Here is a 26,691-nt window from a genome sequence, read left to right as displayed (position 1 = left end):
AAAGCCTTGATACGTCTGCTTAAGTTCTTCTGGTGGTCTTCCGTCGCAGCCATCTGCGCGCTCGTACTCGGTGTGAGCGGTGCGTTTCTGTATCTTAGCCCCAACCTGCCTTCGGTCGATTCGCTCAGAAGCATCCAGTTGCAGATCCCCCTCAAGGTGTTCAGCAGCGACGGTAAGCTGATCGCCGAATTTGGCGAAATGCGCCGTTCCCCGATCCGCTTCTCGGAGATTCCGCCACAGTTCATTCAGGCACTTCTGTCCGCCGAGGACGACAATTTCCTCAACCACTATGGCGTCGACCCCAGCAGCCTGATGCGCGCGGCCACACAGCTGGTCAAGACCGGCCATATCCAGACCGGTGGCAGCACTATCACCATGCAGGTGGCGAAGAACTTCTTCCTGACCAGCGAACGCAGTTTCTCGCGCAAGACCAACGAGATTCTGCTGGCGCTGCAGATCGAGCGCGAGCTGACCAAGGACGAAATTCTCGAGCTGTACGTGAACAAGATCTACCTGGGCAACCGTGCGTACGGCATCGATGCCGCCGCCCAGGTTTACTACGGCAAGTCGATCCGTGACGTGAGCCTGGCGCAGATGGCGATGATCGCGGGCCTGCCCAAGGCGCCGTCACGCTTCAACCCGCTGGCCAACCCGGTCCGCGCCAAGGAGCGCCGTGACTGGATCCTGGGCCGCATGTACAAGCTCGGCAAGATCGACGAGGCCAGCTACCAGGCCGCCCTGGCCGAACCGCTGAACGCCCGCTATCACGTGCCCACGCCGGAGGTGAATGCGCCCTTCGTCGCCGAAATGGCCCGCGCCGAAATGGTCGGCCGCTACGGCAGCGACGCCTACACCGAAGGCTTGCGCGTGACCACCACTGTACCCAGCGACACCCAGGAAATCGCCAACAAGGCGGTGCTCAAGGGTTTGACCGACTACGACCAGCGCCATGGCTACCGCGGCCCCGAGGCACGTTTCCCTGGGCGCACCGTGGCGGCCTGGACCCACGAACTGGCCAAGCAGCGCACACTGGGTGGACTGGAACCGGCCATCGTTACCCGCGTCGAGAAGACCGGCCTTCAGGTGCTGACCCGCAACGGCAAGGAACAGACCGTGGCCTGGGACACCATGAAGTGGGCACGTCCGTTCATCAACACCAATGCCCAGGGCCGTGCGCCTCAGTCGCCGGCAGACGTTGCCCAGGTCGGCGACCTGGTGCGCCTACAACGCCTGGATGACGGGTCATTGAAATTCAGCCAGGTGCCTAGTGCCCAGAGCGCACTCGTCACCCTGGACCCGACCAGCGGCGCCATCCGTGCACTGGTCGGCGGCTTCTCGTTCGAGCAGAGCAACTATAACCGTGCCATGCAGGCCAAGCGCCAGCCTGGTTCGAGTTTCAAGCCCTTCATCTACAGCGCAGCGCTCGACAGCGGCTACACCGCTTCCAGCCTGGTCAACGACGCGCCGATCGTGTTCGTCGACGAGTCGGTGGACAAGGTCTGGCGCCCCAAGAACGACACCAATACGTTCCTCGGCCCGATTCGCATGCGCGAAGCCCTGTACAAGTCACGTAACCTAGTTTCGATCCGGTTGCTGCAGGCCATGGGCATCGACCGCACCATCGACTACATCGCCAAATTCGGTTTCAACAAGCAGGACCTGCCCCGTAACCTGTCGCTGGCACTGGGTACCGCCACCCTGACGCCGATGGAAATCGCCACCGGCTGGAGTACGTTCGCCAATGGCGGCTACAAAATCTCGCCCTACCTGATCGACCGTATCGAGAGCCGCAATGGCGAGACGCTGTTCACGGCCAACCCGCCGCGCGTTCCCCAGGGTTCGGAAGACAACGCCGGGCTGGCCGCTCCCGAGCAGCCCATCAGCACTGGGCAGGTTCCAGGTGAGCCCGCCGGCTCGTTCGATCAGACGCCCGCACCCCAAGCCCCGGCAGTGGCCGAGCGCATCATCGACGGCCGTACCACCTACATCCTCACCAGCATGCTGCAGGACGTCATCAAACGCGGTACGGGCCGCCGAGCCCTGGCACTGGGACGCACCGACCTGGCAGGCAAGACCGGTACCACCAACGAGTCCAAGGATGCCTGGTTCTCTGGCTACAACGCCGACTACGTGACCACGGTATGGGTTGGTTTCGATCAGCCCGAAACCCTGGGTCGTCGGGAATACGGTGGCACTGCCGCACTGCCGATCTGGATGGGCTTCATGGGCCCTGCCCTGCAAGGCCGGCCGGAGCACCCGCCTGCGCAGCCTGAAGGCATCCTGAGCCTGCGGGTCGATCCGGTCAGTGGCCGTGCTGCCTCGGCAAGTACGCCCAATGCCTATTTCGAGCTGTTCAAGGCGGAGGACTCTCCACCCTCGGTGGATGAACTGGGTAACGGGACTGCACCGGGTAGCCCGCTTCCAGCCGATGAAGCAACGCCAATGGATCTCTTCTGATATCCAACCGGAACCCTGACAGGGCTGCAACGCGGCCCTGGCATTACGGCGCGATGCCGGCGATTTCCCGCGAACCCTTCGTTTTACAGCCATTATAAAACCCGGCAGTCATGGCTCGATGCTGTCTTGATATCGTTGGGGCCGCTTCGCGGCCCATCGCGGCACAAGGCCGCTCCTACAAAGTTTCGCGAAACCGTCAACTCAGACTTCACGCGATCAATGTAGAAGCGGCCTTGTGCCGCGATGGGCTGCGAAGCAGCCCCACATATACAGCATCAGGCCATGACAGCCGGGTTGGTTAGTGCAGAACGACGATCAGCCGTTGAACACGTCGTCAACGTTCTTGAGCGGGTAATGCTTCGGATACGGCAGCGTAGCGACGCCCGACTCGATGGCAGCCTTGGCCACGGCGTCGGAGACGACTGTGATCAGGCGTGCATCCAGCGGCTTGGGAATGATGTACTCACGGCCGAATTCCAGGCCATCCACACCGTAGGCTTCGCACACTTCCTTGGGAACCGGCTGCTTGGCCAGGTCTTTCAAGGCGATGGCAGCGGCGATCTTCATTTCTTCGTTGATACGCTTGGCTCGAACGTCCAGCGCGCCGCGGAAGATGAACGGGAAGCCCAGTACGTTGTTGACCTGGTTCGGATAGTCGGAACGACCAGTGGCCATGATCACGTCGTCGCGCGTGGCATGGGCCAACTCAGGGGCGATCTCGGGATCGGGGTTCGAGCAGGCGAACACGATCGGGTTGGCGGCCATCGACTTCAGGCCTTCAGCGCTCAACAGGTTCGGACCGGACAGGCCCACGAACACGTCAGCCCCTTCAAGGGCATCGGCCAGGGTACGTTTGTCGGTCGCGTGCGCGAACTGCGCCTTGTACTGGTTCAGGTCGTCACGGCCAGCGTGGATAACGCCGCTGCGGTCGATCATGAAGATGTTCTCGACCTTGGCACCCATGCTGACCAGCAGCTTCATGCAGGAAATGGCCGCTGCACCAGCGCCCAGGCAGACGATCTTGGCGTCTTCGAGGGTCTTGCCGGCGATTTCCAAGGCGTTGATCATGCCGGCGGCCGTAACGATGGCGGTGCCGTGCTGGTCATCGTGGAAGACCGGAATGTCGCACTGCTCGATCAGGGTGCGTTCGATCTCGAAGCACTCTGGCGCCTTGATGTCTTCAAGGTTGATGCCACCGAAGGTGATCGAAATGCGGCGTACGGTATCGATGAAGGCTTGCGGGCTCTCGGACTCGACTTCGATGTCGAACACGTCGATACCGGCGAAACGCTTGAACAGAACACCCTTGCCTTCCATGACAGGCTTGGACGCCAGCGGACCCAGATCGCCAAGACCGAGAATGGCAGTACCATCGGAAATCACGGCAACCAGGTTGCCTTTGCCGGTGTACTTGTAGGCCAGCTCCGGATCACGACCGATCTCGCGCACAGGCTCTGCCACACCTGGGCTGTAAGCCAAGGCGAGGTCACGGGCGGTGGCGGTGGGCTTGGAGAGCTCGACGCTCAGTTTCCCTGGACGAGGGTGAGCGTGATATTCGAGAGCGGCGGTTTTCAGGTCTGACATGTTGGGCATTCCGCTATTGGCTGTTCTGACGGACCGCCGAGGATACGCAAAGAGTCCAGCCGTCACAAGACTGGCCGGTCACTCGTGTCAAGGCCTCTAGCCTAAGACTTTATGCTACAACCCACGGGGCATGCAGGCTTCAGTGTGTACAATCTGCTGTAGAAATGTCTACATCTTTTATCTCTGCACACGGTCGAGCATGCTGACGTCTGTAAGGGTCAACTGCCAGCGTCGCTGACCCGATGTGTAGGAAGCCTTACGTGATGCACTGCGAATCCAACCCCTGGCCTCGACCTTTTGCCCCTTGAGGTTATCGAAGAAACCCGTCGGGAATGCACGGCGCAGACGAGCGGGTATATGAAGCGTCACGGCGCTGTCGAGGGTCACTCGAATGCACGCGCGGCTCCGTTCGATGGCGGTGACGCGGCCTGACACCAGCGCAAAACCTGGCTTGCGCACTGCATGGGCGGGCACCACCGGTGAGCGCTTCCACACACCGACAGCCGCCTGACGCGCAACTGACTCGGCACTTTGCTGGCAGCGGCTGAGCTCAGTATTGGGTGCGAAGGCAATGCGGTATGCAAGGCCTTCGCTGAGCAGCTGCGCCTCAAAGTTACGCCCTTCACGGCTGTACAGGTGGGCCAGCGTGCGACCGTACCGGTCTTTGGCTTCCTTACCGCGTACCAAGCCAACGCGCCCGTCACTGGCCTTGATCAATGCTTGCAAGCGTTTTCGGGCAGCCTGGGCAAAGGGTTCATCCGCTTGCCCTTTGCGGCCGATTTCGGGGGCATTGATCCCGATCAGACGCACACTGCGGCCATCGACCAAGCGCACGGTGTCGCCATCGACCACATGCCGTACGGCGACCCATTGCGCACGTGCCGGGGGCGGGCAGAAAGCCAGCGCCTGGGATGCCCAGCAAACGAGCATAAAAAAAGCGCCCACAAGGGGCGCTTTTCTCTGCAACGCTGCGAAACCCGAAGGATTCGCCACGCGCATCAGTCTTTCTTGGTACCGAACATGCCGAAGCGATCGGCGAACTTCTGTACGCGGCCGCCGGTGTCCAGGACTTTCTGCTTACCGGTGTAGAAAGGGTGGCACAGGTTGCAAACGTCGATCGACAGGGTATCGCCCAGGGTCGAACGGGTTTCGAATTTGTTGCCGCAGCTGCAGGTGACAGCAACTGCTTCGTAATTCGGATGGATATCAGCTTTCATGGTCACTTCCTCGAGCTGCGTGCCGCCACCCAACACCAATTGTTGAATACCGCACGTAATTAGGCGGCAAATAATACCAGAGCATGGCGCCAGCGCAAGTTGTCGCTTGTACCGACCGTCGTCTGCTAGGCTCGCCAGTTCTGAAACGCCCCCCGAGACCATTCGCGTGCCCGACGTCATCCTGCGCCTTGCCCTGCCCTCCCCGCTGCGCCGCCTGTTCGACTACAAGGCGCCGGTCGGCATGGCGAACCAGACATGGATGCCTGGCATGCGTCTGCGCGTGCCGTTCGGGCGGCGCGAGATGATTGGTGTCCTGGTAGAAGTATGTGCCGAAAGCGAGGTGCCGGCTGACAAGCTCAAGCCCGCCAGCGCCCTGCTCGACCCGGTATCGCCCATTCCAGCCTCGCTGTTCAAGCTGTGCCTGTGGACCGCCCAGTACTACCAGCACAGCCTGGGTGACACCTTGAGCTGGGCGCTTCCTACGCTGCTGCGTCAGGGTGAACCTGCCGAGATGCGCCAGGAACGTTTCTGGCACGCAGCGCCAGGCGCTCGCCTTGAAGACCCGCGCATCGCGCGTGCACCTCGCCAACGCGATGCGCTCAAGACCCTGGCTCAGCATCCGCATGGGGTGGCCCACAGCGTGCTGTCGAAGCTCAACCTCAACAAGGACAGCCTCGACCTGCTGTTGGCCAAAGAGCTGGTGTGCGTGGAAATACGCCGCCAACGCCCGGCCGAACGGCGTGAGCATTGGCTGGCCCAATCGGAATTGCCCCTGAACGAAGAACAGCGTGATGCCTTCGATGCCGTGCTCGGCGGTTTCGGGCAGTTCGGCGCTTTTCTGCTGGCGGGCGTCACAGGAAGCGGCAAGACAGAGGTTTACCTGCAACTGATTCGCGAGACGCTCGAAGCAGGCAAGCAAGCCCTGGTATTGATCCCGGAGATCAACCTGGGGCCGCAGACACTGGCGCGTTTCGAGCAGCGCTTCAACGCCCGTATTGCCCTCGTGCACTCGAACGTCAGCGACCGTGAGCGCCTCGATGCCTGGCTGGCGGCGCGTGACGGCGAGGCAGACATCATCATCGGCACACGCTCGGCCTTGTTCACGCCCATGAAGAACCCGGGCCTGATCATCATCGACGAGGAACACGACGGCTCTTATAAGCAGCAGGAGGGCCTGCGCTACCACGCCAGGGATCTGGCGCTGGTGCGCGCGCATCAGGAGAACGTGCCGATCGTGCTTGGCTCGGCCACGCCCTCCCTGGAAACCCTGCACAACGCCGTGAGCGGCCGCTACCGCCTGCTGCACATGACCCAGCGCGCAGGCGCTGCGCGTGCACCACGCATGTTGCGCCTGGACGTGAAAAGCCTGCCGCTGGACAGCGGCATCAGCGGCCCGCTGCAGCAGGCCATTGGCCAGACCCTGGAGGCGGGACAGCAGGTACTGGTGTTCCTCAATCGCCGTGGCTTCGCGCCAACCCTGCTGTGCCACGATTGCGGCTGGCTGTCCGAATGCCCGCGGTGCGATGCGCGCATGACGGTCCACCAGCGCTCCGGCGTGCTGCGCTGCCACCACTGCGGCTACGACGAGCGGCTGCCGCATCACTGCCCACAATGCAAGCACGTGGACCTGCGCCCTGTCGGGGCCGGCACCGAGCGCGCCGAAGAGCGCCTGAAGGTGTTGTTCCCGGATTATCCCGTGCTGCGCGTGGACCGCGACAGCACCTCGCGCAAGGACGCGATGCACCAACTGTTCACAACCATTCAACGCGGCCAGCCAAGCCTGCTGGTCGGTACGCAGATGCTCGCCAAAGGGCATCACTTCCCCCGGGTGACGCTGGTTGCCATTCTCGATGCCGATGGCGGTCTGTTTTCCGGGGACTTCCGCGCCAGTGAACGCATGGCCCAATTGATCGTACAGGTCGCTGGCCGTGCAGGACGGGCGGAAGAGCCCGGCAAGGTCATCATCCAGACGCACTTGGCAGACCACCCTTTGCTGGTTCAACTGACCGAGCAGGGCTATTTTGCCTTCGCCAAACAGGCGCTCGACGAACGCCGCGCCGCCGGTTTGCCGCCCTTTTCGCACTTGGCCTTATTACGCGCCGAAGCGCACAAGCCGGGGCAGGCCGAGGCGTTTCTGGATGAAGCCTGCACAGCGGCCGAGCGCCTGATGGCGCAGCAGCGCCTGCCCGGCATCGAACTGCTTGGCCCGGTACCGGCGCCCATGGAGCGCCGAGCGGGGCGCTTTCGCGCACAACTGTTGTTGCAGGCCAGTACCCGTGCCCCTCTGCACCGCCTCATCAGCGCCTGGCTACTGGTGCTGGAGCAACTGCCAAGCGGGCGCCAGGTACGCTGGTCGGTGGACGTCGACCCGGTGGATCTTTACTGAAGGCGCGTTTGAAGCGCCACGCCGCGCGCGGCGAGGCTGCATCAGGACCCAGCGAAGGCTTTCAAGTTGCCTCGTGGCTGGGCACGTGCCTGCCAAAGGTTGGCAACGCGCGCCCAGCCACGGATAATGCCCAGTTTTTCCACCAGCGCATCCAGGCGCCCGCCGCGCTTGCGGTCGAAAAGAGATTCCTATGAAAGACACCATTCGCCAGCTGATCCAGCAAGCCCTCACCCAACTCGTCAACGACGGTGTGTTGCCTGACGGGCTGTCGCCGGCGATCCAGGTGGAAAACGCCAGGGACAAGACCCACGGCGATTTCGCCAGCAACATTGCCATGATGCTGGCCAAGCCGGCTGGCATGAAGCCGCGTGACCTGGCCGAAAAACTGATCCAGGCCCTGCCGGCCAGCACCGACATCAGCAAGGTCGAGATCGCAGGTCCGGGCTTTCTGAACTTCTTCCAGAACACCGCTGCATTGGCCGCCCGCCTGGACGCAGCGCTTGATGATCCTCGGCTTGGCGCGCGCAAGGCTGGCCCTGCGCAGAAGGTGGTGGTCGACCTGTCAGCCCCGAACCTCGCCAAGGAAATGCACGTTGGTCACCTGCGCTCGACCATCATTGGCGACAGCGTGGCGCGGGTACTCGAGTTCCTGGGTGACCAGGTGATCCGCCAGAACCACGTAGGCGACTGGGGCACCCAGTTCGGCATGCTGCTGGCATACCTCGAAGAAAACCCCATCACCAGCGACGAACTCTCCGACCTGGAAAACTTCTACCGTGCGGCCAAGAAGCGCTTCGACGAATCCGAAGCCTTCGCCACGCGCGCGCGCGGGTTGGTGGTCAAGCTGCAGGCGGGTGACCCTGACTGCCTGGCCCTGTGGACACGGTTCAAGGACATCTCGCTGTCGCACTGCCAGAAGACCTACGAACTGCTCAACGTCAAGCTGACCATGGCCGACGTCATGGGCGAAAGCGCCTACAACGATGACCTGGCCAATGTCGTCGCCGAACTCAAGGCCAAGGGCCTGTTGGTCGAAGACCAGGGTGCCCAGTGCGTGTTCCTGGAGGAGTTCAAGAACAGCGAAGGCGAACCGCTGCCCGTGATCGTGCAGAAGGCCGATGGTGGCTACCTGTATGCGACCACGGACCTTGCCGCGGTGCGCTACCGCAGCAATGTGCTCAAGGCAGACCGCGCCCTCTATTTCGTCGACCAACGCCAGGCGCTGCACTTCAACCAGGTATTCGAAGTCGCTCGCCGCGCCGGCTTCCTCGGGCACCCGATGCAGATGGAGCACATGGGCTTTGGCACCATGAACGGCGCCGACGGCCGCCCGTTCAAGACCCGTGACGGCGGCACGGTCAAGTTGATCGACCTGCTCAACGAAGCCAAGGACCGTGCGTATGCGCTGGTGAAGGAAAAAAATCCAGGCCTGCCCGAAGACGACCTGCGTCGCATCGGTGAGGTGGTGGGTATCGGTGCGGTGAAATATGCCGACCTGTCCAAGCACCGTACCAGCGACTACAGCTTCAACTTCGAGTTGATGCTCAACTTCGAAGGCAATACGGCCCCCTACCTGCTGTACGCCTACACCCGTGTGGCCGGGGTGTTCCGCAAGCTGGGCAAGGGCTTTGACGAAGTCGAAGGCACTATCGTGCTGCAAGCGCCTCACGAGCAGGACCTGGCCGCGCGCCTGGCCCAGTTCGGGGAAATTCTCAACAATGTAGCCGACAAGGGCACGCCACACGTCTTGTGCAGCTACCTGTACGACCTGGCAGGCCTGTTCTCCAGCTTCTATGAAAATTGCCCGATCCTGGCTGCCGAGACGCCCGAGCAGCAACAAAGCCGCCTGCGTCTGGCAGCGCTGACCGGGCGCACCCTCAAGCAAGGTCTGCAACTGCTCGGCCTGGAAACTCTGGAGCGCATGTAAGGTGGCTGCCAAGAAGAAACCTGCCCCCAAACGTGGCGCCAGTCGTCAGACGGCGCCCGCCAAGCAGCCCATGCCCGGCTGGGTATGGCTGGCAGTCGGCCTGACCATCGGTGCGTTCATCGTGTTTCTGATGAAGCTCGAACCCGGTGGCGGCGATATCAAACGCACCAAGCCCGAACAGCAGAAAACCGAAAAGACGGTTGAAGCCGGGAAGTCGTCCCAGGCCACGCCGCAACAGCCGGTAAAGCCCAAGTACGACTTCTACACCTTGCTGCCGGAGTCGGAAGTCATCGTGCCGCCTGAGGCAGTGCCCGAGAAGACGCCACCTGTGCCAGCCCAGCCGGTCACCCCAGTGACCCCGGCAGAGGCCGCCAAGATCGACACCGCACGCGCCCAAGCTGCATTGCTGGGCCAGACGCCACCGCCCGCCCCTCCGGTGATCAAGCCGGCGGCAACCACGCAGTTCTTCCTCCAGGCAGGCTCGTTCCGCAAGCAGGCCGATGCCGACAAGGTGCGCGCGCAGATCATCCTGCTGGGGCAGAGCGTGAAAGTGGAGTCCGGCACGGTGAAGGACGAAACCTGGTACCGGGTGCTGGTCGGGCCGTTCAGCAACCGCGAGCAGTTGACCGTCGCCCAGAAGCAATTGGCCGGCGCGGGCTTCAGTAACCTGCTGCTGCAACAGCGTCAGACCCGCCAATAGCAGTCAGTGCCACAGGCTGGCGCGGCCTGGCCAGGCCGCGCCAGCGTTTCTAACGGTCAGCGCTGGCCGGCATTGCGCTCGGACACCTGCCCGTTCAACGTCCAGAAGTCATACAGAACGCCCACCAGGAACAACCCGCCCGTGCAGAAGTAGATGATGGCGGTGATCCACTTGCCTTGATAAAGGCGGTGCAGGCCGAAGATGCCCAGGAACGTCAGCAGTATCCAGGCGATGTTGTAGTCGATTCGGCCAGAGTGGAAACGCAGGTCGGCTTCGCGATCCATGGCCGGGATCAGGAACAGGTCGATGAGCCAGCCAATGCCCAGCAGCCCGAAGGTGAAGAACCAGATCGTCCCGGTGATGGGCTTGCCGTAATAGAAACGGTGCGAGCCGGTAAAGCCGAAAATCCACAGCAAGTAGCCGATCACCTTGCTGTGGGTGTCGTGGAAGGGCGCGCCCTGTTGATAAGTGTTCATGCATGGCCCTCGTGGGTTGCTGATTAAATTTTCTAAAAAAAGTTGTGACTTTTTCCGCCAAGGCCGACGGATGGTAAGCAAGAATCGACCAGCGGATCAAAATTTGATCAAAAAGCTGTTATAAAGTTGCGCGCCCAACACACAACTATTCATAAGAGCTTCATCTATGCCGCCTTTGATCAAGACATGGCTGACCCTCTGCCTACTATTGCCCCTGGCCGCCCACGCCACCAACCGTGAGCAACGTCTTCCCAACGGCTTTACCGGTTACACCACCAATGCCTCGGTAAAGCGCACGCCCGTCAAGCAGACCACCCTGCACGCCCGCCCTGGCAACGCTGCCAGTAAGTCGCGTGGCAAGACGGTGGCGGCTGCTTCGAGCAAGCAAAGCAGCGCCGTGCTCGATCGTGCCGTGAACATGCTCGGCACCCCTTATGTTTGGGGCGGTACCAGCCCGAAGAAGGGGTTCGATTGCAGCGGCCTGGTTCGCTACGCCTTCAACGACGTGGCTGAGGTCAACCTGCCTCGCACTTCCAGCGCCATGGCCAGCGGTCACGGCACCAAGGTTGCCAAGGGCGATCTCAAGCCGGGCGACCTGATCTTCTTCAACATCAAGAGCCGCCGCGTCAACCATGTTGCCATCTACCTGGGCAATGACCGCTTCATTCATGCGCCGCGTCGCGGCAAGCGGGTGAGCATCGATAACCTAAGCAAGCCCTATTGGCAGAAACACTACGTGGTCGCCAAACGCGTACTGCCCAAGGAAAAGCAACAGCTTAGCCTGGCCAAGCGTTAACCCTGCCTCATAACAACCCCATGGAGGGCCGCTCCGCTGCCAACCCTAGGTGGTGGGTAGCGGCCCTGGTTGCATCACTCAGCGAGCAGCCCGCGCGCTTGAAGTTGCCTCATGGCCCCGTCCAAGGTTTGCATACCCTCTGCCGCGCCGGTCTGCATCACCGAATGGAGCTGGGCCATGCGCCCTTCGCGGATCAGATTGCGAACTGCATCCGTCACCACCAGCACTTCACGCGCCGCGACCCTCCCACCGCCCCGGCGGCCAACCAGCACTTGCGCCACTACCACTCGCAGCGAGTCTGCCAGCATCGCGCGCACCCATGCCTTTTCCTGCGCAGGGAATACCTCTACTACCCGGTCGATGCTGTTCACCGCTGAGCGTGTATGAACGGTTGCCAGTACCAGATGACCCGTTTCGGCGGCACGCAGTGCAAGACGAATGGTTTCCAGGTCCCTCAACTCGCCCAGCACGATCACGTCGGGGTCCTGACGCAACGCACTGCGCAGGCCTTGGGCAAAGCTGCAGCAATCTCGGCCGACCTCACGCTGGTTGACCACGCCCTGATGGCTGGCATGGACGACCTCGATCGGATCCTCGAGGGTGACGATGTGCAGCGCGCGCTCGCGGCTCATCTGATCAAGCAGGGCTGCCAACGTGCTCGTCTTGCCACTGCCCGTCGGCCCACCTATGAGCACCAGACCGTCACGGTATTGGCCAATGGTTTGGGCAATCTCGCCCAGGCCGAGCGCTTCGGCGCAGACGAGCCGCGCGGGGATCAAGCGGAACGTGAGCGCAGGGCCGTTCATCTGCCTGAACAGGTTCACGCGAAACCGCCCAAGCGCGGGCAGCTCCAGTGCCAGGTCCAGGTCGTGACCGGCGACCCACTGTCGATACGGGTCGGCGTCGAGCAACGATTCCATGCTTCGCATCAATCCATCCGGCGTTGCTATCGGCACGGGCAGGCGTTGCAGCACGCCATGCACGCGCACCGTCGGCGCCTGGCCTGCAGCCAGGTGCAGGTCGCTGGCACCTGCCTTCAAGGCAAGCGCCAGCAGGTCTGTCACATCCATGAGACTCCCCATCTGCCTTCAACCAGGTAAAATGCGGCGAAACTTCAGCTGCCGGCCTCGATCTATGTCCACCCTAGCAGACAACCTTTCCTCGATTCGCGACCGCATCAACCGGGGTGCCCAGGCTGCCGGGCGTAATCCCGCCGACGTCCGGTTGCTGGCCGTCAGCAAAACCAAGCCGGCCGCCGCCATACGCGAACTCCACGCCGCAGGCGTGCAGGATTTCGGGGAAAACTACCTACAAGAGGCGCTGACTAAACAACAGCAACTCATCGACCTGCCTCTGACCTGGCACTTCATTGGCCCTATTCAGTCGAACAAGACCAAGGCCATTGCCGAGCATTTCGACTGGGTGCATTCCGTGGATCGCCTGAAAATCGCCCAACGCCTTTCAGAACAGCGCCCAGTTGGCCTGGCGCCGCTCAACATCTGCCTTCAGGTGAACGTCAGCGGTGAGGCCAGCAAGGCCGGTTGCGCACCCGCGCAACTGCCCGCACTGGTGGAGGCCGTGGCTGCCCTACCCAACCTGCGTTTGCGTGGGCTGATGGCAATCCCCGAACCTACCGATGATCGTAACGCCCAGGAAGCAGCGTTCGCCCAGCTGCGCCAGTTACAGGACGCGCTCGGGCTGGGCCTGGACACCCTGTCCATGGGCATGAGCCATGACCTGGAAGCGGCAATTGCTCAAGGCGCGACCTGGGTCCGTATCGGCACCGCCTTGTTTGGTGCCCGCGACTACGGCAACGCTTGATGACATGCTTAACTCACTTTTCCTAACAAGGACCTGACATGAGCAAGACACGTATTGCCTTTATCGGCGCCGGCAACATGGCCGCAAGCCTGATCGGCGGTCTGCGTGCCCAGGGCGTGGAGGCGTCGCACATCCGCGCCAGCGACCCCGGTGCCGAAACCCGTACTCGCCTCCAGGCCGAACAGGGCATCGAAACCTTCGAGCACAATGCACAGGCCATCGAAGGCGCCGATGTGATCGTGCTGGCGGTCAAGCCGCAGGTGATGAAGACCGTGTGCCAGGCCTTGCGTAATGACCTGAAGGAAGGCCAGCTGATCGTGTCCATCGCTGCGGGCATCACCTGCGCCAGCCTGCAGAGCTGGGTGGGCAGCCACCCGGTGGTGCGCTGCATGCCCAACACGCCGTCGCTGCTGCGCCAGGGCGTCAGTGGCCTGTACGCCACAGCCGAAGTCACGGCCGAGCAACGCCAGCAGGCCGAGCAACTGTTGTCGGCGGTAGGGACGGCGCTCTGGCTCGAACAGGAGCAGCAACTGGATGCAGTGACCGCCGTCTCCGGTAGCGGCCCTGCGTATTTCTTCCTGCTGATCGAGGCCATGACTGCGGCGGGCGAGAAGCTCGGCCTGCCTCGGGAGACCGCCACCGAGCTGACCTTGCACACGGCGTTGGGCGCCGCCCGCATGGCGGTTGCCAGCGATGTGGACGCCGCCGAATTGCGCCGCCGCGTGACATCACCTGCCGGCACCACCGAAGCCGCTATCAAATCGTTCCAGGCCAGTGGTTTCGAGGCCATCGTGGAGCAGGCGCTGCACGCTGCAGCCACACGCTCCGCTGAGCTGGCCGAGCAACTGGGCAAATAAGGAGTTTCAAATGAATGCACTGTCCGGCGCCGCGATTTTCGTGGTGCAAACACTGGTCAGCCTGTACCTGGTGATCGTCCTGTTGCGCTTTGTGCTGCAACTGGTCAAGGCCAACTTCTACAACCCGCTCAGCCAGTTCACGGTGCGCGCGACCCAACCGCTGCTCAAGCCGATCCGCCGGATCGTACCCAGCATCGCCGGGCTGGATACCTCATCGCTGCTGCTGGCCGTGCTCATCCAGGCCCTGCTGATGGGGTTCGTGCTGATGGTGACCTACGGCACCTTCGGTGATGTGCTGCACCTGCTGTTGTGGGCCATCATCGGCATCACCTCGCTGTTCCTGAAAATCTTCTGGGTGGCAATGATCGTCATGGTGATCGTTTCCTGGGTAGCGCCCAACAGTCACAACCCGGCGGCCGAGCTTGCGTATCAGATCAGCGAGCCGGTGCTGGCGCCGTTCCGCCGTATCGTGCCAAACCTGGGGGGCATGGATATTTCGCCGATCTTCGCGTTCCTGGCCATTCAGGTCATCCAGTCGTTCGTCATGCCACCACTGGCTGCCTACGCTGGCATGCCGCAGGAGCTGTGGCGGATGATCTGACCCGGCAGCACCCTGGCGACAAGCCTGCGCTTGCCGCTGGGGGTGGTGCTCTTTAGACTTACGCCTCCGTCAAGCGTGAGCAGGGTCGATGTCCACTGTCTTTCCAGAAGATTCCGTCGGTCTGGTCGTACCCCAGACCGCCCGGTTCGACGAGCCGCTGGCTCTGGCCTGCGGCCGTTCGCTGAGCAGCTACGAGCTGGTCTACGAAACCTATGGCACGCTGAACGCCAGCGCGAGCAATGCGGTACTGATCTGCCATGCCCTCTCTGGGCATCACCATGCCGCGGGCTACCACGCCGCCACTGACCGCAAGCCGGGTTGGTGGGACAGCTGCATCGGCCCAGGCAAGCCCATCGACACCAACCGCTTCTTCGTGGTCAGCCTGAACAACCTGGGCGGCTGCAATGGCAGCACCGGGCCAAGCAGCATCAACCCGGCCACTGGCAAGGCGTATGGCGCCGAGTTCCCAATCCTGACCGTCGAAGACTGGGTTCACAGCCAGGTCCGCCTGGCAGAGCGCCTGGGCATCGCGCAGTGGGCCGCCGTGGTGGGTGGCAGCCTGGGCGGCATGCAAGCGCTGCAGTGGACCATCAGCTATCCCGAGCGCGTGCGCCACTGTATCGATATAGCCTCGGCGCCCAAGCTGTCCGCGCAGAACATCGCGTTCAACGAGGTGGCGCGCCAGGCCATTCTCACCGACCCCGAGTTCCATGGCGGCTCATTCCAGGATCAGGGCGTGATTCCCAAGCGGGGCTTGATGCTGGCACGCATGGTCGGGCATATCACCTACCTGTCGGATGACTCGATGGGTGAGAAATTCGGCCGCGAGCTCAAGAGTGACAAGCTCAACTACGACTTCCACAGTGTGGAGTTCCAGGTCGAAAGCTACCTGCGCTACCAGGGCGAAGAATTCTCCGGGCGCTTCGATGCCAACACGTACCTGCTGATGACCAAGGCACTGGACTACTTCGACCCGGCGGCGGCGCACAATGGCGATCTGGCCGCGACCCTGGCCCATGTCAAAGCCAACTACTGCATCATGTCGTTCACTACCGACTGGCGCTTCTCGCCGGCCCGCTCGCGGGAAATCGTCGATGCCCTGATGGCGGCGCGCAAGAACGTCTGCTACCTGGAAATCGACTCGCCCTACGGCCACGATGCCTTCCTGATTCCCACGCCTCGCTACATGCAGGGTTTCTCGAACTACATGAACCGCATTACCCTCTGAGGACAGCATGAGAGCCGATCTGGAAATCATCCACGACTGGATTCCCGCCGGCAGCCGGGTACTGGACCTGGGCTGTGGTACCGGCGAGCTGCTGGCTTCGCTGCGCGACCGCAAGCAGGTCACCGGCTACGGCCTCGAAATCGACGGGGACAATATCGCCGCCTGCGTGGCCAAGGGCGTGAACGTCATCGAGCAGGACCTGGACAAAGGCCTGGGCAACTTCGCCAGCGACAGTTTCGATGTGGTGATCATGACCCAGGCCTTGCAGGCGGTGGAGTACCCCGACCGCATCCTGGACGAAATGCTGCGCGTCGGCCGCCAGTGCATCATCACCTTCCCCAACTTCGGTCACTGGCGCTGCCGGTGGTACCTGGCGACCAAAGGCCGCATGCCCGTCTCGGACTTCATGCCGTATACCTGGTACAACACCCCTAACATCCACTTCTGCACCTTCGCCGACTTCGAAGAGCTGGTCCACGAGCGCAAGGCCAAGGTGCTGGACCGGCTGGCGGTGGATCATATGCACCGCAACGGTCTGGGCGGCCGGCTGTGGCCTAACCTTCTGGGCGAAATCGGTATCTACCGCGTCAGCAGCCCCGGCCTGCAGGCACATCAACTCGCGGTCTGACCCAGGAGAATCTGCACCATGCGTCGCCTTGCCCTGCTTTTGATCAGCCTGTGTCTGGCAATGCCAGCACTGGCAGCCGATACTGCACGCGCTGCTCGCAAAGAGGTATTTGGCGATATCACGGTGCACTACGGCGCGTTTACCTCAAGCATGCTCACCCCGCAGGTCGCAGCGGCCACAGGCCTGGTCCGCAGCCGTCACCAGGGCGTGCTCAGCCTCACCGTACTCAGAGCCGGCAAACCCATCACGGCCTTGGTCAGCGGCGCGGTCAAGGACCTGACCGGGCGCAAGCAGCCCCTGGCCTTCAAGCAGGTCACCGACCACGGCACCGCGTCTTACGTCGCCCAATTCAAGATCGAACACCCTGAGACCGTCGTTTTCGAGCTAGGTGTTCAAGCCGGTGGTGTCAGTCACTCCTTCAGCTTCAACCAGGACGTTTTCCCAGGCGAATGATGAATTTCCAGCAACTCGTATTGGCCAGCCATAACGCCGGCAAACTCAAGGAACTGCAGGCGATGCTCGGTCAATCCGTGCAATTGCGATCGATTGGCGAGTTCAGCCAGGTCGAGCCGGAAGAAACCGGCCTCTCGTTCGTCGAGAACGCCATCTTGAAAGCCCGCAATGCCGCGCGCATTTCCGGGCTGCCCGCCTTGGCGGACGATTCCGGTCTGGCCGTGGATTACCTGGGAGGTGCACCTGGCATCTACTCGGCGCGTTATGCCGACGGCCAGGGCGATGCCGCCAATAACGCCAAGTTGCTCGACGCGCTGAAGCACGTACCCGAGGCCGAGCGCGGTGCGCAGTTCGTCTGTGTATTGGCGCTGGTGCGTCATGCCGATGATCCGTTGCCAATCCTGTGCGAAGGCCTGTGGCATGGTCGCATCCTGCTCAAGGCAAGCGGCGAACACGGGTTTGGCTACGACCCACTGTTCTGGGTGCCAGAACGTGATTGCTCAAGCGCCGACCTGACCCCGGCTGACAAGAACCAGATCAGCCACCGTGCCCGCGCCATGGCACTGCTGCGTCAACGTCTGGGCCTGGCATGACCCTGACGTCGTCGCTCATCCAGGCACCGGGCATTAGCCAGCTGCCGCCGTTGGCGTTGTACATCCACATCCCGTGGTGCGTGCGCAAATGCCCCTACTGCGACTTCAACTCCCATGCCGCGGGGCCTGAGCTGCCCGAAGCGGCCTACGTTGCGGCGCTGCTGACCGACCTTGACCAGGAACTGGCCGCAGTCCAGGGCCGCGTCATCACCTCGATCTTCTTCGGTGGTGGCACACCAAGCCTGTTCAGTGCCGATGCCCTGGGCCGGTTGCTGCGCGGCGTCGAGCAACGCATCCCATTCGCTTCGGATATCGAGATCACCCTGGAAGCCAACCCGGGAACGTTCGAACAGGACAAGTTCAAGGCCTATCGCCAGACCGGCATCAACCGCCTGTCCATTGGCGTGCAGAGTTTCCAACCCGCCAAGCTGCAAGCGCTGGGCCGCATCCACAACGGCGAGGAGGCGATCCGCGCTGCTGGCATGGCAAGGGCCGCAGGCTTCGACAATTTCAACATGGACCTGATGCATGGCTTGCCCGACCAGTCGATGGACGACGCCCTGGGCGATCTGCGTCAGGCAATCGAGCTCGGACCCACGCACCTGTCGTGGTATCAACTGACGGTAGAGCCCAACACCGTATTCTGGAACCAGCCGCCCGAGCTGCCCGAGGACGATATCCTCTGGGACATCCAGGAAGCCGGCCAGGGCCTGATGGCGGCCAACGGGTTCGGCCAGTACGAGGTGTCTGCCTACGCTCAGCCCGAGCGCGCTGCCCGCCACAACCTCAACTACTGGCGCTTCGGAGACTTCATCGGCATTGGTGCCGGGGCCCATGGCAAGCTCACTTATGCGGACGGCCGTATCGTACGCACCTGGAAAACTCGGCTGCCCAAGGACTACCTGAACCTGGCCAAACCGTTCAAGGCCGGCGAAAAACAGTTGCCCGAGGACGAGCTACCCTTCGAGTTCCTGATGAACGCGCTGCGCCTGACCCAGGGTGTGGAAGCGCAGCTGTTCACCGACCGCACCGGGTTGCCGCTCGCACGGCTCGCCCAAGCCCGTCGCCTGGCAGAACAAAGAGGGCTTTTGCAGGTCGAACCGGATCGACTGGTGGCAACGCCCAGGGGCCAACTGTTCCTCAATGACTTGCTGCAGTATTTCTTGACCTAAGGATGACCCATGGATCTGGTACTCGACCTGCTCGCGACGATTTCCCGCTGGAGCCGCAGCAACTTGTCGGAGATTTCTCTGGCGTTGGTAGGCTGTCTGCTGGTGCTGTTCGGGACGGACATCAAGGCCTGGGCCGAGCAGCGCCTGGGCGGGCTGACAGGGGCCCTGCGGGTGCCGCTGATGGCATTACTGGTGATGATCGGCAGCGGCGCGGCCTTGATATACGCCACACCCTGGGTTTTGAAGGGGCTGAGCCAGTTCAACAACTACGCGTTGGCGCCTGTGCTGCTGGTGGTCCTGGCGCTGATCGGCGTGGTGGCGGATCGTCGCGGCTGAAGCTGTAGCAGTCCAGGCGCCTTTTACGTAACGCCCTGGCGTTAGCCCCCGTGGTTGTCGGCACTCAAAAACCGACCTTGCAGAATGATGCTGTTCATCAAGATCGCTGGGGCCGCGCCGTGGCCCCAAATAATAGCGCTTGCAAGGCAGCTTTTTGTCCATCCGCACAGCGTCTGGCTTAGCGGGTCACGCGGTCTTTTCGAATTTCAGGTCCCAGACACCATGGCCCAAGCGCTCGCCGCGGCGTTCGAACTTGGTGATCGGCCGCTCGGTCGGGCGCGGCACGTAGGTACCGTCTGCTGCCTGGTTGCGATAGCCAGGGGCTGCATTCATCACTTCCAGCATGTACTCGGCATAGGGTTCCCAATCCGTGGCCATGTGGAACACGCCGCCGGGCTTGAGCTTGCGCCGTACCAACTCGGCGAACGCCAGCTGGACGATGCGGCGCTTGTGGTGGCGCGCCTTGTGCCAAGGGTCAGGGAAGAACAGCATCAGGCGGTCAAGGCTGTCGTCGGCCACGCAACGGTTCAATACCTCGATGGCATCGCAATCGTATACCCGCAGGTTGGTCAGCCCTTGGGTGAGCACGCCATTGAGCAGCGCCCCTACGCCTGGGCGATGGACCTCGACACCGATGAAGTCCTGCTCAGGCGCAGCGGCGGCCATTTCCAGCAGGGAATGACCCATGCCGAAGCCGATTTCCAGCGTGCGCGGTGCCGAGCGGCCGAAGACCTGGTCGTAGTCGACCGGGCTGTCCGCCAGCGGCAGGATGTACAGCGGCCCACCCTGGTCCAGGCCGCGCTGCTGGCCTTCGGTCATGCGCCCGGCACGCATCACGAAGCTCTTGATGCGGCGGTGTGGGCGGGCGTCGCCGTCGGCGGCGTTCGGCAGATCTTGCGAATCAGTCATCAGGGGCTCTTACTTGATCAGACCATCCAGCGGCGAAGAGGCGCTGGCATAGAGTTTCTTGGGCATGCGACCGGCCAGGTACGCCATGCGACCCGCCACGATGGCGTGCTTCATGGCCTCGGCCATCAATACCGGTTGCTGGGCATGGGCGATGGCCGAGTTCATCAGCACCGCCTCGCAGCCCATTTCCATGGCGATGGTGGCGTCGGAGGCAGTGCCTACGCCAGCATCCACCAGCACCGGTACTTTGGATTCTTCGAGGATGATCTGCAGGTTGTAGGGGTTGCAGATGCCAAGCCCCGTACCGATCAGGCCAGCCAGGGGCATGACGGCGATACAGCCGGCTTCGGCCAGTTGGCGGGCGATGATCGGGTCGTCGCTGGTGTAGACCATCACGTCGAAGCCATCCTTGACGAGCACCTCGGCGGCCTTGAGGGTTTCGATTACGTTGGGGAACAGGGTTTTCTGGTCGGCCAGCACTTCCAGCTTGACCAGGTTATGCCCATCGAGCAGCTCCCGGGCCAGGCGGCAGGTACGCACCGCTTCGACGGCGTCATAGCAGCCGGCAGTATTGGGCAGAATGGTGTAGCGGTCCGGTGGCAGTACGTCCAGCAAGTTCGGCTCGCCCGGGTTCTGACCAATGTTCGTGCGGCGCACCGCGACAGTCACGATCTCGGCACCCGAGGCCTCAATGGCCTGGCGGGTTTGCTCCATGTCACGGTACTTGCCGGTGCCTACCAGCAGGCGCGATTGGAAGGTACGCCCGGCCAGGGTGAAGGGCTTGTCGCTGCGAACGTTGCTCATCGTTGTTCCTCGGGAAAAGGTTGCTGGGCCTGCCGTTGGGTTGCCGACAGCGGTCAGCCGCCGCCGATGGCGTGCACCACTTCGACCTGGTCGCCATCGCTCAGCGCGGTGGTGACATGCTGACTGCGCGGCACGATGTCCTGATTCAGCTCTACCGCCACGCGGCGGCCAGCCAGCTCAAGGCGTGCCAGTAGCCCGGCGACGCTTTCGCCGGCAGGCAATTCGTAGGGTTCACCGTTCAGTTGGATACGCATGCTCACGGCCACCATTGTTCTTTGGGGCCCGCATTCTAGCGCCGAAAGGCCGCGCAACCCAAGGCCACCGCACGCCATTAGTCGTTAATGTGGACTGGGCAGTCAGCCCAGTCGCCACGCGGCGAGCCCAAGACAAAGCCACCCTGCCAGGAAGCACAGGCCACCGATGGGCGTGATCATGCCCAGCTTGCTGATGCCGGTCAGCGTCAGCAGGTACAGGCTGCCGGAGAACAGCACGATACCCAGCACGAACAGATAACCAGCCCAACCCACCAGCCGGCCAGGCAGATGGACCGCCAGCAATGCCACGCCAAACAGCGCCAGCGCGTGAACCAGTTGGTAGGTGACACCGGTGTGGAAGATAGCCAGGTAGTCAGCGCTGAGTCGATTTTTCAGGCCGTGGGCTGCAAAGGCGCCCAGGGCCACGCCGGTAAAGCCGAAAAAAGCGACAAGCATCAGGAAGCTGCGAAGCATGAGACGACTCCTCCAATCGGGTCTGTATAATGGCCCTTCCCAAACGTCCGGCCAAGCCACCCTATGCTGCGAAACCTTCTCCGACGTCTTCTGCGCGCCCTGCTCTGGTTTGCTGCCGTCAGTATCGTGCTGGTTCTGGTGTTTCGCTGGGTGCCCCCGCCCGGTACGGCGTTGATGCTCGAGCGCAAGGTGCAATCGTGGGTGAGCGGCGAACCGATTGACCTGCAGCGCGAATGGGTGGGTTGGGACCATATCTCCGATGACCTCAAGGTGGCGGTCATCGCTGGCGAAGACCAGAAGTTCGCCAGCCATTGGGGGTTCGACATACCCGCCATCCAGGCAGCCCTGGCTTTCAACGAGCGTGGCGGTAGCGTGCGCGGGGCCAGCACCCTGACCCAACAGGTGGCCAAGAATCTGTTCCTGTGGCCGGGGCGCAGCTGGCTGCGCAAGGGGCTGGAAGCATGGTTCACCGGCTTGATCGAGCTGTTCTGGACCAAGCAGCGCATTCTTGAGGTCTACCTGAACAGTGCCGAGTGGGGCCAGGGTGTGTTCGGCGCCCAGGCAGCCGCTCGCTATCACTTTGGTGTGGAGGCCAGTCAACTCAGCCGGCAACAAGCCGCGCAACTGGCCGCGGTGCTGCCCAGCCCTCTCAAGTGGAATGCTGGCAAGCCAAGCACCTACGTGGCCAGCCGTGCTGGCTGGATTCGCCGCCAGATGAGCCAGCTGGGTGGGCCAAGCTACTTGATGCAATTGGACACATCGCGCAGGCCCTGAGCCTGGCACCGCGTACAGGGCAGACATGAAAAAGCCGCTGTTCCTTTGCGGGACAGCGGCTTTCTTGTCGAACAGAGAACGATCAGGCTGCGATCAAGGCCTTGACCTTGTTCATCGCGTTCTTTTCCAACTGGCGAATACGCTCGGCCGACACGCTGTATTTCTCGGCCAGCTCATGCAGGGTAGCTTTCTCTTCGGCCAACCAGCGCTGGTACAGAATATCCCGGCTACGGTCATCCAGACCCTGCAAGGCCTCATGAAGGTTGCTGGTGGAGTTGTCGCTCCAGTCTGCATCTTCAAGCTGTACTGCCGGGTCGTAACGGTGGTCTTCCAGGTAATGCGCAGGCGACTGGAAGGCACTGTCGTCATCGGCTTCGGCTGCCGGATCGAACGCCATGTCGTGACCGCTCAGACGGCTTTCCATCTCGCGGACTTCACGAGGCTCGACACCCAGGCTTTCGGCAACCCGATGCACTTCGTCGTTATTCAACCAGGCCAGACGCTTTTTCTGGCTGCGCAGGTTGAAGAACAGCTTGCGCTGGGCCTTGGTGGTCGCCACCTTGACGATCCGCCAGTTGCGCAGGATGAACTCGTGAATCTCGGCCTTGATCCAGTGCACGGCGAACGACACCAGGCGCACGCCCATTTCAGGGTTGAAGCGCTTGACGGCCTTCATCAGGCCAACGTTGCCTTCCTGGATCAGGTCGGCCTGGGCCAGCCCATAACCGGCATAGCTACGGGCGATATGCACCACGAACCGCAGGTGGGCCATTACCATCTGCCGAGCAGCTTCGAGGTCCTGCTCGTAATAGAGACGCTCAGCCAGATCACGCTCCTGCTCGACAGTCAGCAGCGGGATGCTGTTGACCGTATGCACGTAGGACTCCAGGTTTGCACCGGGGACCAGGGCATACGCAGGTTGCAACGATGTGGTCATTCAAGAACCTCCGACTTACTGAACTCGCGCTTTTCAGGCGCTGCCTACATAGACCTGGGGCCCAGGTACAAGTTCCAACGGGCACGCCCAGGCCAATGCTGGCCAATAAAAACTATCGCGGCGCCAGCTCGTTCAAGTGGCGGGCGACTGCAATCCATGCACCGATATACCCCAACAGCACCGCTCCGATCAAGAGCGACAGACCATCGGAGGCAGGTACGCCACCCAAGGCGAAATCGCTGCCATACAGACCGGACAGGTTCACCACGGCCTCGTTCAGCCACCCTAGGCCAAACGCCAGGATGGCCCAGGCCAACAGGCCCGCGCCCAGGCCGTACAAGGCCCCCATGTACAGGAAAGGCCGGCGTACGTAAGCATCGGTGCCCCCCACCAGCTTGATCACTTCGATCTCGACACGGCGGTTCTCGATATGTAGACGAATTGTGTTGCCAATTACTAAAAGCAGCGCAGAAATGAGCATGACGGCCAGCCCGAAAACGAACCGGTCCCCAAGCTTGAGGATGGCCGCCAGCCGCTCGACCCACACCAGGTCCAGCTGCGCTACATCGACGCGCGGCAACTCCGACAGGCGCTGACGCAACGCTTCCAAGGCCGGCTTGTCGACTTCGGTCGGGGTCACCACGACCACGCCGGGCAGTGGGTTGTCGGGCAACTCACGCAGCGCCTCGCCCAGGCCCGATTGCTGCTGGAACTCCTGCAGCGCCTGCTCGCGACTGACATACTGCGCCTCTGCTACGCCAGGCATGCCCTTGATTTCATCGCGCAACGCCTCGCCGTCACGGCTGCTGGCATCGAGCTTGAGGTACAGGGATATCTGCGCGGCGCGCTGCCAGGACCCACCCAACTGCTCGATGTTCTTGAGCAGCAACGACAGCCCCATGGGCATGCTCAGCGCCACGGCCATCACCATGCACGTGAAGAAGCTGCCAATGGGCTGCTTGCCCAGTCGCCGTAAGCTATCCGCCAGGCTGGCGCGATGGCTCTCGAGCCAGGCATGCATGAGCGATCGCAGGTCCGGACCGTCATCGTCGGAGCCTGCGCCACGCTTCTTCGCAGGCTGTGGGTCGGCAGGTTTAGGCGCGACGCGCTCGGAGACCTTCGGTGATCGTGTCGTACTCATTGTCCGGCCTCCCCGTCGCCGATCAGACGCCCGCGCTGCAAGGTGAGCATGCGGTGACGCATGCGCGCGATCAGGGCCAGGTCGTGGCTGGCGATCAAGACCGTTGTGCCCAATCGGTTGATGTCCTCGAACACCCCCATGATTTCCGCAGCCAGGCGCGGGTCCAGGTTACCCGTTGGCTCGTCGGCCAGCAGCAGGGCTGGCTGGTGCACGATGGCGCGGGCGATACCCACGCGCTGCTGCTGGCCGGTCGACAGGTCGGCAGGGTACAGCTCGCCTTTGTCGACCAGAGACACCCGCTCCAGCGCCGAGTCCACGCGCTTGGCGATCTCGGCCTTGGACAGGCCCAGTATCTGCAGGGGCAAGGCAATGTTGTTGAAGACCGTGCGGTCGAACAGCAACTGGTGGTTCTGGAACACCACGCCTATCTGGCGGCGCAGAAACGGGATCTGCGAATTGCTGATCTGGCCCAGGTCCTGCCCGGCCAGCATCAGTTTGCCGCTTGTAGGACGCTCCATGGCCAGTAGCAGGCGCAGCAGCGTACTTTTACCTGCGCCCGAGTGTCCGGTGACGAACAGGAATTCGCCCCGACGCGCCCGGAAACTCAGCTCGTGCAGCCCCACGTGGCCGTTGGGGTAGCGCTTGGCAACCTGTTCGAATCGAATCATGGTCAGTCTCGCTCGGCGAACAGGGCCTTGACGAACGGCTCGGCCTCGAAGGTGCGCAGGTCATCGATCCCTTCACCAACACCGATGAACCGGATAGGCAGCTTGAATTGCTTGGCCAGGGCGAAGATGACACCCCCCTTGGCGGTACCGTCGAGCTTGGTGAGCGCAAGGCCGGTCAGCTCCACGCTCTGGTGGAAATACTTGGCCTGGCTGATGGCGTTCTGGCCAGTACCGGCGTCGAGCACCAGCAGCACTTCGTGCGGTGCATCGGGATCGAGCTTGCCGATGACGCGACGGACCTTCTTCAGCTCCTCCATCAGGTTGTCCTTGGTGTGCAGGCGCCCGGCGGTATCGGCGATCAGCACATCCACGCCCCTGGCCTTGGCTGCCTGCACCGCGTCGAAGATCACCGAAGCGGAGTCGGCGCCGGTGTGCTGCGCGATCACCGGGATGCGGTTACGCTCACCCCACACCTGCAATTGCTCGACCGCCGCGGCCCGGAAGGTGTCGCCTGCAGCGAGCATCACTTTCTTGCCTTCCATTTGCAGCTTCTTGGCCAGCTTGCCGATGGTGGTGGTCTTGCCGGCGCCATTGACGCCTACCACCAGGATCACATAAGGCTTGTTCTGCGCCGCCACGACCAGCGGCTGCTCGACAGGCCTGAGCAACGCAGCCAGCTCTTCCTGCAAGGACTTGTACAGCGCATCGGCGTCGGCCAGCTGCTTGCGAGCCACCTTCTGCGTCAGGTTCTGAACGATGGTGGACGTGGCCTCCACCCCGACGTCGGCGGTCAGCAGGCGAGTCTCGATCTCGTCGAGCAAGTCGTCGTCGATGACTTTCTTGCCCAGGAACAGGCTGGCCATGCCTTCGCCAATGCTGGCGCTGGTTTTCGACAACCCCTGCTTGAGGCGGGCGAAAAAGCCTGCTTTCACAGGCTCGGCCTGGGCGGCCTCGACGGGCGGGGCGGCCTCGGCCTCGACGTGCAGATCGACCTTGGCCGGCTCTGCAATGGGCTGGACCGCTGGCGCAGGCGCCGGGCGATCAGGAATGACCGGTGGCGCCTTGGCTTGCAGATCGGGCACCAGCGCCACGGGTTCTTCTGCAACCGGCAGCACCAGGTTGCTCACGGGGGCAGGGATTTCGGCTTCAGGCGCGGCCGCTTGAACAGGGGCGGGCACGTGCGGTGCAGGATCGACTACCGGCGCCGGTGCCTCGGGCACGGCGACCTCTGGCAAGGGCTCAGCCGTCACGGGAGCAGGGGGTATAGGCTCCGCACGCGGCGCAACGACCGGGGCCGCAGCGGCGTGCTCGTCCAGCGGCGCAGGCACCTCCGCTCGCTCGGAATCAGCTGGTGCGGGCGCTTCGACAGCTGGGGATTTTTCCGCCGGCACGTCCGCTTGCGCAGGTGGCTGCGGCTTCTTGCGGAACCAGCCGAACAGGCCTTTCTTCTCGCCAGCCTCGGCCGGCGCTTTTTTGTCGTCGTTGGAACCAAACATGG

Annotated in this window: 27 protein-coding genes and 1 pseudogene; 15 read left to right on the top strand and 13 right to left on the bottom strand. The window is 62.5% G+C overall.

What is annotated here, in order from left to right:
- Window positions 1–6 precede the first annotated feature (6 nt).
- The gene (locus tag ACK59L_RS12680; protein ID WP_409273951.1) at window positions 7–2,457 is read left to right on the top strand and encodes a penicillin-binding protein 1A; all 2,451 of its coding nucleotides are present in this window, start codon (window positions 7–9) and stop codon (window positions 2,455–2,457) included.
- A gap of 315 nt (window positions 2,458–2,772) precedes the next feature.
- Here ACK59L_RS12680 and ACK59L_RS12675 read toward each other — a convergent pair whose 3' ends face one another.
- The 3 genes from ACK59L_RS12675 to rpmE all read right to left on the bottom strand — a co-directional run bounded on the left by ACK59L_RS12675 (window position 2,773) and on the right by rpmE (window position 5,258).
- Window positions 2,773–4,041, bottom strand: a complete 1,269-nt coding sequence (locus ACK59L_RS12675) for a malic enzyme-like NAD(P)-binding protein (RefSeq protein ID WP_023532374.1) — start codon at window positions 4,039–4,041, stop codon at window positions 2,773–2,775.
- 177 nt (window positions 4,042–4,218) lie between these two features.
- Window positions 4,219–5,040: a thermonuclease family protein gene (locus ACK59L_RS12670; protein ID WP_409273949.1), complete on the bottom strand. Its 822-nt coding sequence runs from the start codon at window positions 5,038–5,040 to the stop codon at window positions 4,219–4,221.
- A complete protein-coding gene (gene rpmE / locus ACK59L_RS12665; protein ID WP_144964075.1) occupies window positions 5,040–5,258 on the bottom strand; it encodes a 50S ribosomal protein L31 in 219 nt (72 codons plus the stop codon). The genes ACK59L_RS12670 and rpmE overlap by 1 nt, the downstream gene beginning before the upstream one ends.
- Before the next feature lie 166 nt (window positions 5,259–5,424).
- Between rpmE and ACK59L_RS12660 the strand changes: the two genes are divergently transcribed.
- The 3 genes from ACK59L_RS12660 (at window position 5,425) to ACK59L_RS12650 (ending at window position 10,271) form a co-directional block, all read left to right on the top strand.
- A complete protein-coding gene (locus ACK59L_RS12660) occupies window positions 5,425–7,644 on the top strand; it encodes a primosomal protein N' (protein ID WP_409273947.1) in 2,220 nt (739 codons plus the stop codon).
- Window positions 7,645–7,834: 190 nt separating this feature from the next.
- On the top strand, window positions 7,835–9,571 hold the full coding sequence (gene argS / locus ACK59L_RS12655; RefSeq protein WP_409273945.1) for an arginine--tRNA ligase: 1,737 nt from the start codon (window positions 7,835–7,837) through the stop codon (window positions 9,569–9,571).
- A 1-nt stretch (window position 9,572) separates the two neighbouring features.
- Entirely contained in the window at window positions 9,573–10,271 is a 699-nt protein-coding gene (locus tag ACK59L_RS12650; protein WP_196134750.1) for an SPOR domain-containing protein, read from the top strand.
- 56 nt (window positions 10,272–10,327) lie between these two features.
- Here ACK59L_RS12650 and ACK59L_RS12645 read toward each other — a convergent pair whose 3' ends face one another.
- Entirely contained in the window at window positions 10,328–10,747 is a 420-nt protein-coding gene (locus tag ACK59L_RS12645) for a TM2 domain-containing protein (protein WP_023532338.1), read from the bottom strand.
- Between the two features lie 166 nt (window positions 10,748–10,913).
- On the opposite strand from ACK59L_RS12645, the gene ACK59L_RS12640 reads away from it, so the two are divergent.
- Window positions 10,914–11,543, top strand: coding sequence for a C40 family peptidase (locus ACK59L_RS12640; RefSeq protein WP_409273942.1), 630 nt, complete (start codon window positions 10,914–10,916; stop codon window positions 11,541–11,543).
- Between the two features lie 74 nt (window positions 11,544–11,617).
- On the opposite strand, the gene ACK59L_RS12635 is transcribed toward ACK59L_RS12640, so the two are convergent.
- Window positions 11,618–12,613: a type IV pilus twitching motility protein PilT gene (locus tag ACK59L_RS12635; RefSeq protein WP_409273940.1), complete on the bottom strand. Its 996-nt coding sequence runs from the start codon at window positions 12,611–12,613 to the stop codon at window positions 11,618–11,620.
- Between the two features lie 64 nt (window positions 12,614–12,677).
- On the opposite strand from ACK59L_RS12635, the gene ACK59L_RS12630 reads away from it, so the two are divergent.
- From ACK59L_RS12630 to ACK59L_RS12590, 9 genes and pseudogenes are all read left to right on the top strand, one after another.
- A complete protein-coding gene (locus tag ACK59L_RS12630) occupies window positions 12,678–13,364 on the top strand; it encodes a YggS family pyridoxal phosphate-dependent enzyme (protein WP_182138586.1) in 687 nt (228 codons plus the stop codon).
- 38 nt (window positions 13,365–13,402) lie between these two features.
- A complete protein-coding gene (gene proC / locus ACK59L_RS12625; RefSeq protein WP_409273938.1) occupies window positions 13,403–14,221 on the top strand; it encodes a pyrroline-5-carboxylate reductase in 819 nt (272 codons plus the stop codon).
- A gap of 10 nt (window positions 14,222–14,231) precedes the next feature.
- Window positions 14,232–14,822 carry a YggT family protein gene (locus ACK59L_RS12620; protein ID WP_058602904.1) on the top strand — a complete coding sequence of 197 codons (591 nt, stop codon included), beginning with the start codon at window positions 14,232–14,234 and terminating at the stop codon, window positions 14,820–14,822.
- Between the two features lie 88 nt (window positions 14,823–14,910).
- The gene (locus ACK59L_RS12615) at window positions 14,911–16,050 is read left to right on the top strand and encodes a homoserine O-acetyltransferase (RefSeq protein ID WP_409273935.1); all 1,140 of its coding nucleotides are present in this window, start codon (window positions 14,911–14,913) and stop codon (window positions 16,048–16,050) included.
- A gap of 7 nt (window positions 16,051–16,057) precedes the next feature.
- Window positions 16,058–16,678, top strand: a complete 621-nt coding sequence (metW, locus tag ACK59L_RS12610; protein ID WP_058602902.1) for a methionine biosynthesis protein MetW — start codon at window positions 16,058–16,060, stop codon at window positions 16,676–16,678.
- A gap of 18 nt (window positions 16,679–16,696) precedes the next feature.
- The gene (locus tag ACK59L_RS12605) at window positions 16,697–17,131 is read left to right on the top strand and encodes a DUF4426 domain-containing protein (RefSeq protein ID WP_409273933.1); all 435 of its coding nucleotides are present in this window, start codon (window positions 16,697–16,699) and stop codon (window positions 17,129–17,131) included.
- Complete coding sequence (rdgB, locus tag ACK59L_RS12600; protein ID WP_058602900.1) at window positions 17,128–17,724, top strand: RdgB/HAM1 family non-canonical purine NTP pyrophosphatase; 597 nt, start codon at window positions 17,128–17,130, stop codon at window positions 17,722–17,724. The genes ACK59L_RS12605 and rdgB overlap by 4 nt, the downstream gene beginning before the upstream one ends.
- 35 nt (window positions 17,725–17,759) lie before the next feature.
- Window positions 17,760–18,896, top strand: a pseudogene (hemW, locus tag ACK59L_RS12595) (radical SAM family heme chaperone HemW); the annotation flags it as partial.
- 9 nt (window positions 18,897–18,905) lie between these two features.
- Window positions 18,906–19,232: a DUF3392 domain-containing protein gene (locus ACK59L_RS12590; RefSeq protein WP_023532330.1), complete on the top strand. Its 327-nt coding sequence runs from the start codon at window positions 18,906–18,908 to the stop codon at window positions 19,230–19,232.
- Between the two features lie 186 nt (window positions 19,233–19,418).
- On the opposite strand, the gene trmB is transcribed toward ACK59L_RS12590, so the two are convergent.
- From trmB to ACK59L_RS12570, 4 genes are all read right to left on the bottom strand, one after another.
- Window positions 19,419–20,141, bottom strand: coding sequence for a tRNA (guanosine(46)-N7)-methyltransferase TrmB (gene trmB, locus ACK59L_RS12585; RefSeq protein WP_058602898.1), 723 nt, complete (start codon window positions 20,139–20,141; stop codon window positions 19,419–19,421).
- Between the two features lie 9 nt (window positions 20,142–20,150).
- Window positions 20,151–20,945 (bottom strand): thiazole synthase, encoded by a 795-nt coding sequence (locus tag ACK59L_RS12580; protein WP_023532295.1) that lies wholly within the window; start codon window positions 20,943–20,945, stop codon window positions 20,151–20,153.
- 53 nt (window positions 20,946–20,998) lie between these two features.
- Window positions 20,999–21,199, bottom strand: coding sequence for a sulfur carrier protein ThiS (gene thiS, locus ACK59L_RS12575; RefSeq protein WP_058603078.1), 201 nt, complete (start codon window positions 21,197–21,199; stop codon window positions 20,999–21,001).
- A 102-nt stretch (window positions 21,200–21,301) separates the two neighbouring features.
- On the bottom strand, window positions 21,302–21,673 hold the full coding sequence (locus ACK59L_RS12570) for a DUF423 domain-containing protein (protein ID WP_409273929.1): 372 nt from the start codon (window positions 21,671–21,673) through the stop codon (window positions 21,302–21,304).
- Between the two features lie 63 nt (window positions 21,674–21,736).
- On the opposite strand from ACK59L_RS12570, the gene mtgA reads away from it, so the two are divergent.
- Complete coding sequence (gene mtgA / locus ACK59L_RS12565) at window positions 21,737–22,447, top strand: monofunctional biosynthetic peptidoglycan transglycosylase (protein ID WP_409273927.1); 711 nt, start codon at window positions 21,737–21,739, stop codon at window positions 22,445–22,447.
- Window positions 22,448–22,529: 82 nt separating this feature from the next.
- On the opposite strand, the gene rpoH is transcribed toward mtgA, so the two are convergent.
- The 4 genes from rpoH to ftsY form a co-directional block, all read right to left on the bottom strand.
- Window positions 22,530–23,384: an RNA polymerase sigma factor RpoH gene (gene rpoH / locus ACK59L_RS12560; protein WP_023532728.1), complete on the bottom strand. Its 855-nt coding sequence runs from the start codon at window positions 23,382–23,384 to the stop codon at window positions 22,530–22,532.
- A gap of 112 nt (window positions 23,385–23,496) precedes the next feature.
- The gene (ftsX, locus tag ACK59L_RS12555; RefSeq protein WP_409273924.1) at window positions 23,497–24,525 is read right to left on the bottom strand and encodes a permease-like cell division protein FtsX; all 1,029 of its coding nucleotides are present in this window, start codon (window positions 24,523–24,525) and stop codon (window positions 23,497–23,499) included.
- Complete coding sequence (gene ftsE / locus ACK59L_RS12550) at window positions 24,522–25,193, bottom strand: cell division ATP-binding protein FtsE (protein WP_023532835.1); 672 nt, start codon at window positions 25,191–25,193, stop codon at window positions 24,522–24,524. The genes ftsX and ftsE overlap by 4 nt, the downstream gene beginning before the upstream one ends.
- A gap of 2 nt (window positions 25,194–25,195) precedes the next feature.
- Window positions 25,196–26,689: a signal recognition particle-docking protein FtsY gene (gene ftsY / locus ACK59L_RS12545; protein ID WP_196134744.1), complete on the bottom strand. Its 1,494-nt coding sequence runs from the start codon at window positions 26,687–26,689 to the stop codon at window positions 25,196–25,198.
- Window positions 26,690–26,691 lie beyond the last annotated feature (2 nt).

Origin of the sequence: Pseudomonas sp. KCJK9111 (assembly GCF_046231935.1) — a bacterium.
GTDB lineage: Bacteria > Pseudomonadota > Gammaproteobacteria > Pseudomonadales > Pseudomonadaceae > Aquipseudomonas > Aquipseudomonas parafulva_B.
The sequence above is the reverse complement of the archived record's forward strand: the minus strand, read 5'-3'. Positions and strand labels throughout refer to the sequence as shown.